This is a genomic window from Paenibacillus sp. 32O-W (assembly GCF_007679495.1).
GTDB lineage: Bacteria > Bacillota > Bacilli > Paenibacillales > NBRC-103111 > Paenibacillus_L > Paenibacillus_L residui.
The window spans coordinates 1-8,021 of record NZ_VEGP01000116.1; the positions used below are offsets into that span (position 1 = coordinate 1).

The 8,021-nt window shown below is 48.8% G+C and carries 5 protein-coding genes and 1 pseudogene; 3 read left to right on the forward strand and 3 right to left on the reverse strand.

Features of this window, described 5'->3' with window-relative positions; translation table 11 throughout:
• Nucleotides 1-78: 78 nt before the first annotated feature.
• A pseudogene (locus FS806_RS24535) lies at nucleotides 79-675 on the forward strand (ABC transporter ATP-binding protein); the annotation flags it as partial.
• 294 nt (nucleotides 676-969) lie between these two features.
• On the forward strand, nucleotides 970-1,629 hold the full coding sequence (locus FS806_RS24540) for an alpha/beta fold hydrolase (protein WP_186328528.1): 660 nt from the start codon (nucleotides 970-972) through the stop codon (nucleotides 1,627-1,629).
• Here the strand turns inward: FS806_RS24540 and FS806_RS24545 are convergent.
• A complete protein-coding gene (locus FS806_RS24545; protein WP_144941921.1) occupies nucleotides 1,626-4,484 on the reverse strand; it encodes a PAS domain S-box protein in 2,859 nt (952 codons plus the stop codon). The two genes, FS806_RS24540 and FS806_RS24545, sit on opposite strands and share 4 nt — an antisense overlap.
• Before the next feature lie 494 nt (nucleotides 4,485-4,978).
• On the opposite strand from FS806_RS24545, the gene FS806_RS24550 reads away from it, so the two are divergent.
• Nucleotides 4,979-5,791: a nucleotidyltransferase domain-containing protein gene (locus tag FS806_RS24550; protein ID WP_144941925.1), complete on the forward strand. Its 813-nt coding sequence runs from the start codon at nucleotides 4,979-4,981 to the stop codon at nucleotides 5,789-5,791.
• A gap of 119 nt (nucleotides 5,792-5,910) precedes the next feature.
• Here FS806_RS24550 and FS806_RS24555 read toward each other — a convergent pair whose 3' ends face one another.
• The gene (locus FS806_RS24555) at nucleotides 5,911-7,464 is read right to left on the reverse strand and encodes an ATP-binding protein (protein WP_144941927.1); all 1,554 of its coding nucleotides are present in this window, start codon (nucleotides 7,462-7,464) and stop codon (nucleotides 5,911-5,913) included.
• On the reverse strand, nucleotides 7,457-7,837 hold the full coding sequence (locus FS806_RS24560; protein ID WP_144941923.1) for an ATP-binding protein: 381 nt from the start codon (nucleotides 7,835-7,837) through the stop codon (nucleotides 7,457-7,459). The genes FS806_RS24555 and FS806_RS24560 overlap by 8 nt, the downstream gene beginning before the upstream one ends.
• Nucleotides 7,838-8,021: the final 184 nt, after the last annotated feature.

The following is an 8,021-nucleotide window of genomic DNA, read 5'->3' on the forward strand; positions in this document are numbered from 1 at the left end:
AGAACGAGATTTTTCAAGAGAAAATCCTAGCCCTATCAAGGCTTAGTACAGATTTTCAAGGTGCGAAAGTTGAGTTACTTACTATACGACCCGGAAAAGGGGACGGTGGCGATGGGCAGAGAGAATACTCGTGCCATCGACCCGGAAGCGTTGCTGCACAACGTATCTATGGTGTTTCAGGATGTATACCTCTTTCAGGACACGATTGCGAACAATATCCGGTTCGGACGAAGCAACGCAACGCGCGAGGAAATCGAGGAAGCGGCGCGGCTTGCTTGTTGTCACGATTTTATCCTGAAGCTGCCAAACGGTTACGACACGATGGTAGGCGAGGGCGGAAGCACGCTGTCGGGTGGTGAAAAACAGCGAATTTCCATTGCCAGGGCGATACTGAAAAATGCGCCGATCATTCTCCTCGATGAAGCGACAGCTTCTCTCGATTCCGAGAATGAAGCGGAGATTCAGCAAGCGATCGATCGGCTTGTTCTCGGCTGAACCGTCATAGTCGTCGCTCACCGGCTCAAGACCGTGCAGCATGCCGATCGGATAGTCGTACTGGATCAGGGGCGGATCGTGGAGCAAGGCCGGCATGACGAATTGCTTTCGTCAGATGGCTTGTATGCCCGGCTGTGGAGACGGCAGCATGATGCAGGCGAGTGGCGGATATCTTCCTGAAGGACGGTAGCCGCCGGAACAACGGCATTCTTTGAAGGTTCTGGATTTACTTTAGCAGAATACAAAATATTAAATTGAAGTGGGGGCTAGGCATATGAAGGATTATACCGTAATGTTAAATGACGGTAGAAAACTTGCATGGGCAGAGTATGGTCAAAGTGATGGTAAAGCGGTCTTTGTATTCCATGGGACGCGGGGGCGCGGCACCAAATCTATGCTGCCCGACTGGAATCTATTGCAAAGGAAGGTCCCGTTCCGTTGCGAATCCTCGTACCGGAACGTCCAGGATACGGGTTGTCAGATGCAAAAGCGGGAAGAACACTTCATGATTGGTGCCAGGACCTTGAAGCATTAGCAAATAAAATTGGTGTTGAGCGTTTTTCTATTGCAGGTTTTTCCGGCGGGACGCCTTATGCTCTTGCCTGTGGGTATCAAATGCCAACACGCGTTCGAAAAATTGCCGTTATTAGTGGAATGGGTCCTCTCGATATCCTTGGTCAAGAAGATTTATGTCTCTATACGGAAGAAAAGATTTGTCTCCAGGGTCCTGAATTCACCCGTGCATATATAACCCAGTTAGCAAATATGGTCAATGCTGATCCAGACCGCTTTACGGAATATTATATCGCTAACCTACCGGAATTGGATCGAAAATTACTTTCGGACGACCTGGTTCCCGTTCTTAAACAAACCGCTATCGAAGCAGCTAGGCAAGTGGAAGGAATGGTTGATGATTATGTGATTTTTGGACAACCATGGAACATCCCGTTGCAAAAAATTCACGTGCCTGTTGCGTTCTGGCACAGCGAAGCGGATCAAGTTGTACCGATTCGCCATGCGGATTACCTAGCGTCTGTCATCCCGAACGCGAAACTGCGGCGGATGCAAGACTATAATCACTTTGGGGCGTTCTTAGCCGCGCAACCTGAACTTTATGACTTTATAACTGCCTAGAGCGGCAAAATAATTTCGACGGTCGTTCCCCGGCCTACTTCACTGTCAATTTGAAGGGTTCCTTTATGCTCCTTGATAATTTTGTAGCAGATCATTAACCCGAGGCCGGTCCCCTTCTCCTTTAAGCTGTAGAATGGTTCGCCCAAGCGGGCGATTCTGTTCTGCGGTATGCCGCAGCCGGAGTCCGCCACTTGAACCGAAACGAAATCCCCGGACCGCCTCACCTTCATGGCAATTTGTCCGCCTTGCGGCATCGCCTCAATCGCATTTTTGATAATATTGATGAAAACTTGCTTAAGCTGGTTTTCTTCGCATTCGACGAGCAAGTCGCTAGAGTCCGATTCCACTGAAATCTGTACATTATGCATCGTTGCAAGCGGATACAAAAATGAAGAAACCTGCCGTATCAAAGCCTCCAAATTTCTCTTTTCCATCCTGATGGTTTGCGGCCTGGCTACAGTCAAGAGCTGGTCGGTAATGGACTCCATTTGCTCGATTTCGGACAGCATGACTTCCAGATACCAGATGTTCGTCGCAGTTGTGGCAGATTGCAGCAAGCTTAGGAAGCCTTTAAGCGTCGTAAGCGGATTGCGGATCTCGTGGGCGATTCCCGCCGCCAATTGACCGACAACAGCGAGTTTCTCGGTTTTGCGCAGCAATTCTTCCGTTTGCTTCAGCTCGGTGATGTCGCGTCCGATGACGATCAATCCTTTGCGTCTGCCGTCCCCATGATAAATGGGAACTTTGATAATATCCAAGATTGTGGACCTGCCGCCAGGATGCGGGATGATTTCCTGGAAGCGGATGAGGCTGCCTTTGTCCCAGACCCGGCGATCGGACAACGAGCATTTAATGAAGGTTTCCCGATAAAATGGATTGCAGGAGGCCAGCTCCCTGTCCGTCATTCCCTGATAATCGATCTTCTCCAAATTTAACGCGCCTATCGCCGTATTATTGGCTTCGAGCCATTTCCCTTGATCGTCCTTGAAGATGACGAGGTCGGGCATGGAATTGATCAACGTCCGCAGCCGCTTCTCACTTTCAATCAGCATATCGTGCATTTGATGGAGGGCGGTAATATCCCTTGAAATAAGTACATAGGCGGCTGCGCTGCCCTTACTGTCGAAGAGGGGAGCGGCACAATGGTTAACATGGATCAGGCTGCCGTCTTTTCGCTGTCTCACCGTTTCGTAAGGAATGACGTGCCGTGAACGCAGCATGTGGTTGCGCATGTCTTCGTTTTCGCTTTCCAAATGGCCCGGCACCATCGGGGGCTCTTTGCCAAGCAGCTCTTGCTCCGTCCAGCCAAACATACGTTCACAGGCTTGGTTGACTTTAACGATATGAAAATCGGCATCGACGACAAGGATCGCATCCTCAGTATTGCTTAGATAGAATTCAAGCTGTTCTTTGGTCAATTTCAAGTCCTCGGCCATCTGCTGGTGATTCGGTTGAATTCCGCGAACGGTTTCGAAGACGCCGACAATTTCGTTATTCATAATGATCGGAAAACTATTCACCATGGCATGGATGCTGTGTCCCTGCTTATGCCGGAAAACCGCCTCGAATTCTTGCTGCATACCGCCCGCCGCTTGGGCGAAAGCCTTCCTCTTCAGCTCCTTGCTGTCCGGGCAGGCCAGATCACAGACCGCTATGCTGCTCAACTCATTCGCATCATAGCCGAGCAATCTCTCCGCAGCGGGATTGGCTTCAAGGAGAAAGCCTTGTAAATCATAAGCGAAGATGGCATCGGGGTGATGCCGGAACAGCGATTGATAGAAGGGGGCTGGTTGGGCGGCGGTCCGCTCTTCGCTCGCTGCTTTGTTATTCTCCAGTGTCGGGGATGTCGGAAAATGACGGAAGTCCGGTAACGAAGGGCTGACCCTAATCTCCGGCGGAAGGGCATGAACAACCGATCCGATGGCTTCTCCCCCGTAATAGTAGGGCGAAAGCTCGAAGAGCCACCTCTTATTCTCAAGGTTGTCCGTCATTTCCCAGGTTGTTGTTGAGGACAAGGATTCTTTGGCGAAAGAGGGAGGTTCTAGCGAATGTTCAGGGGAAATCCATCCTTTCTCATACAGAATAGGGGAAGCCTTGACGACCCGTCCCGCCCGGTCCAAAACCGCAAGAGGCAGTGTCGTCCTATGGGTTAAATCCACAAAATATTGAGCCAGCCTTAAACGCTCTATTCTCAATTGGTTATAAAGCAGGCTCTCGATTTCCCGAGCCGTGCGGATTACGGCTGCCAGAGTTCTCGGATCGTTGGCCGTCCAGAACCCGGATAAATCGACGATTCCGGCAATTTTGCCCGTACCGGGATCACGGATAGGAGCTGCGGAACAGGTCCATTCGTGAATTTCCTGGCAGAAATGCTCGCTGGCAAACACCTGTAACGGCAGCCCGGTAACCAGAGAAGTACCAATCCCGTTCGTTCCCGCACTGCTCTCGCTCCAATTCGCACCCGGCGACAAGTGAATGTCTTCCGCTTTCAGCTTTAGGGACAAATCCCCGTCGCAGTAGACCATTTCCCCGGCAGGATTGGAGAAAGTAACAAGATAACCGGTATTTCCGGCGTATTGCTTCAGCTTGATCAAGAGTGGTTTGACCATCCGGAATAACGGATCGGAGGTGACGTACTCCTGGATCTGATCCGTCCCCAAGCTATATGGAATTTGGATAAGGTGCGGATCGATCCCTTGTTCCAGGCACCGTTTCCAGGAATGGAACATGAAAGGCCTTACATTAATCGGCGCAGAACAACCGGACACGAATTTCTCCCATTCCTGTTCGATCAATAGCTTATCGTTGGAAGCCCCATGATAACTGAAAGTATAGAATCTGTTTGTGGACGACATAAATTTCCCCCTAATGCAATAATGTGATCCATCGGCGTTTATGATTTACCAGTTGCTCTATACAATCCGGAGTAGTTTCCTTACAACAGTTATTGGTATGGGCCCAGTTTGAAATATCCTATTATTTCTACATAAAATATAATTTTCCTGCATGGCCATTTAGAAGAATGTTGGTTCAGGGATTTAGCAAATGCTCGGATCGGTCTGTATTTTTTTGTTTAATTGCAGCGGTTAGACATAAGGTTTATGGAAAAAGAGGAATATGATCCGTTAGTCCATAATAACGCTGTCGGGATGTCTTGTCCGGCAGCGGTTGTTTTATTGTCCTTTTTAATTAATAGCTGTTTAATCCGTTCTTCCAACACCTATTTCATGCTAGAGTGGTTTCGAGGCCGTGGCGTCTAAGTTGGGAAGGCTTATGATAAAAAGACTGCAGAACAGATCGTTAGAAAGGAGAGAGATTAGTGGAAATACAGGCCATCCTGGAAGAGATAATGAAGCAGTTGAAGGGCGTGCCCGGCATTGTGGGAGTCGTCCTGGGCGGATCGCGGGCGAAGGGGACGCATCGTCCCGATTCGGATATCGATATCGGAATTTACTATGATGAAGCCGCCGGCTTTGATGTGCGTGCTCTAGCCCTTATAGCTGCTAAGTTGGATGATGAGCATAGGGAGAGCATTATCACCTCCTTGGGCGAATGGGGACCATGGGTTAATGGCGGAGGATGGCTTGTCGTCCGGGGCTACCATGTTGATTTTATTTTTCGCGATGTGAAGAGGGTGGCTCAAGTTATTGACGATGGCTTGTCAGGTTCGGTCACCGCGCATTATCATGCGGGTCATCCTCATGCCTTCATCAATGTCATGTATATGGGCGAGATATCCATATGCCAAATACTGGCCGATCCCGAGAATCGGATCTCCGCATTGAAGGCGAAGACGATGCCCTACCCCAAGGCGCTGCAGGATGCCATTCTTCGCTATTTCATGTTTGAAGCGTCCTTTTCCTTGATGTTCGCCGAGAATCATGCGGATAAGGACGATATATCTTACGTTTCAGGGTGCTGCTTCCGCACGATTTCCTGTCTGAATCAAGTCCTATTCGCCAGGAACGAACAGTACTGCATCAACGAGAAGAAGGCAGTCGCGATAGCCGACAGCTTTGCCTTGAAGCCGGATAATTACAAGAGCCGAATAGACCGGGCCGTCAGCCTGATATCTTCCGATAAAGAGCGAACCAGGGAAGGCGTGCTAATGCTCCGCCGACTGATTGAAGAAACGGAGGCGCTGCTGCAGCGTTCCCCGTAAACAAGCATCCTTGCCGGCTGCGTGCGGTATGAATGACAGAACCCCTCCAGGCGGATTGGCTGAAGGGGTTCTTATGTATGCGATGCATTCGATTCGCTGCAAGCCGGAGCTGCCTGGAGCTAAGATGTACTTTTTGTCTCGGAATCCAGGATTTGCAGCCCTAACTCCTCCAAGGCCTGCTGCAGCGTTCCTTTCGTCTCCACTTTATCGCTGAAGGAGATGCCCAGATCGACAATCGTACTGGCGATTTCCGGGCGGATCCCGGTGACAATCGCTTTGCAGCCCATGTAACTGACGCCGTCCATTATTTTGAACAAATGCTTGACCACCATCGTATCCAGGAAGGCGACACCCGACATATCGATTAACAAGGTCCTGATTTTGGAGGCTCCGATTTGGTGCAGTGCCTTCTCCTGAATCACTTTAGCCCGGTGTGTATCGACCGTTCCCAACAGAGGAAGAATGGAAACCGATGCGGAAAGAGGGATGATCGGCACAGACAAGTCATCGATCAATTCTTTGTGCGATTGAGTTAATTCATCCTTGAACCGGGTATAGATCATGAAGAAGTGGCGGAGGAAAATATCCAGCGTCGTATTGATTTGTCTTTCCAGAGCGAAAAATTGCTCCCGCGTAATTTGCTGCTTGCTAAGACGCTCGTAATTATAAATGAAATCCCATAATACTCTCCGGATAGCCTGGAACCATTCCAGCTTGACCGCCAAGTTGAGGGAGGAATGCCGAGCCCAAAGCTGGCCTTCCTGTTGAGCGAAGTTGACGATTTCCAAATCTTTATGGTCAATCATCAGATGGACCAATTTCTGCGCATTGCTCAACAGATCGATATTGCCTATCGTCTTTATATCCTGGATGATATCTCTAATGTTTACGGCTTCGTTCAACAGCCGCTGCTCGAATTCATCCTTGTTGATGCTGAGAAAATCCTTGAGCTGAATCCCTTGTTCATATTGCAGGTCCATGACTACCACTCCTTTATCAACCGGAACATTCAGAGGAAATTCCAACAGAAAAGTCGTTCCTTGCCCTTCCTCACTTTCTACTCTGATCGAGCCGCCATGCTGATAAACTGTTGAATAGACATAGGTCAGCCCCATCCCGGTTCCCTCCGATTTGGTCGTAAAGAAGGGCGTTCCAAGCAGCATAAGCTTTTCCCGAGGAATGCCTACTCCGGTGTCGGAGATCGAGACATAAACCGTATTGTTGTCGCAGGAATGACTGATTCGAATCGTTCCTTTCCCCGAGATGGCTTCGAAGGAGTTTTTCAGAATGTTAAAGAAAGCCCGCTTAAGCTGGTTCTTCCTGCCTGAAATTTCAACCTCCGGCTGTTCAAAAGACTTCTCGATCGTTACACGGTATATTTGGTCTTGAAATAAGCTTAACAGGGATTCCAATTCCGCACATAAGCTGAATCGGGTTACCGGTTCATCTTCCGCGTCCGGCTTGGATACATTAAGGAGATTTTGCAGAGTGGAAATCGCATTATCCAATTCCTGCTGAGCAATATCGATATAGTTATGCGGCGCTTGCTCTTGCAGCAATTGCAAGAAGCCTTTAACCGCTGTTAGAGGATTTCGGACCTCATGAGCAATGCCAGCGGCAATTTGTCCTACAGAAGCCAGTCGCAAGTTGTGTTCATCCCGTTTATCAGACATATCGTTTAATGGCAATGATCCTCGTTCCTTTCGTAGATGTTTCAATCTTCAGTTCATCCATTAATCGTTTTGCTCCGTTTAATCCTAAGCCCAATCCTGAATGAGACGTATACTGTCCCTTCAGGATGGTGTCTACACAAGGGATTCCAGGCCCCTGATCGGATACAATGAAACAAATTCCTCCGTCTACTCTCTTGCAAATAACGGTCCCCATACCTCCTCCATGGTCCAACACATTATGCGCAATTTCGAGCAGGCTGACGATGACGCACTGCGTATCTTTTTCTGAAAAAGGCAGGCCTTTCAACAAGTATTTTATTTTGTAGACTGCGTCCCAAATATCTTCTTCGGACTGCACTATTTGTGTCATCATTTTCCTGTCACCTATAGGAACAATTCGCCAAGAAGATGTAGAAAACCTTCTGCGACATTGCATTTCTATTAACCTATCTCTCTATGCCGATGCCAAAAGTCATGTTCTATATAAATGGCACTTAAGATTTAGAGTTGGATACAAAGGCGATCAATTACCTTCTGAGGCGACTTGTTAATTTCGG

Bases quoted from the DNA above. Each gene is read 5' to 3' on its own strand.
- FS806_RS24545 (WP_144941921.1), bottom strand. From the start codon at position 4,484: ATGTCGTCCACAAACAGATTCTATACTTTCAGTTATCATGGGGCTTCC.
- FS806_RS24550 (WP_144941925.1), top strand. From the start codon at position 4,979: ATGAAGCAGTTGAAGGGCGTGCCCGGCATTGTGGGAGTCGTCCTGGGC.
- FS806_RS24555 (WP_144941927.1), bottom strand. From the start codon at position 7,464: ATGTCTGATAAACGGGATGAACACAACTTGCGACTGGCTTCTGTAGGA.
- FS806_RS24560 (WP_144941923.1), bottom strand. From the start codon at position 7,837: ATGATGACACAAATAGTGCAGTCCGAAGAAGATATTTGGGACGCAGTC.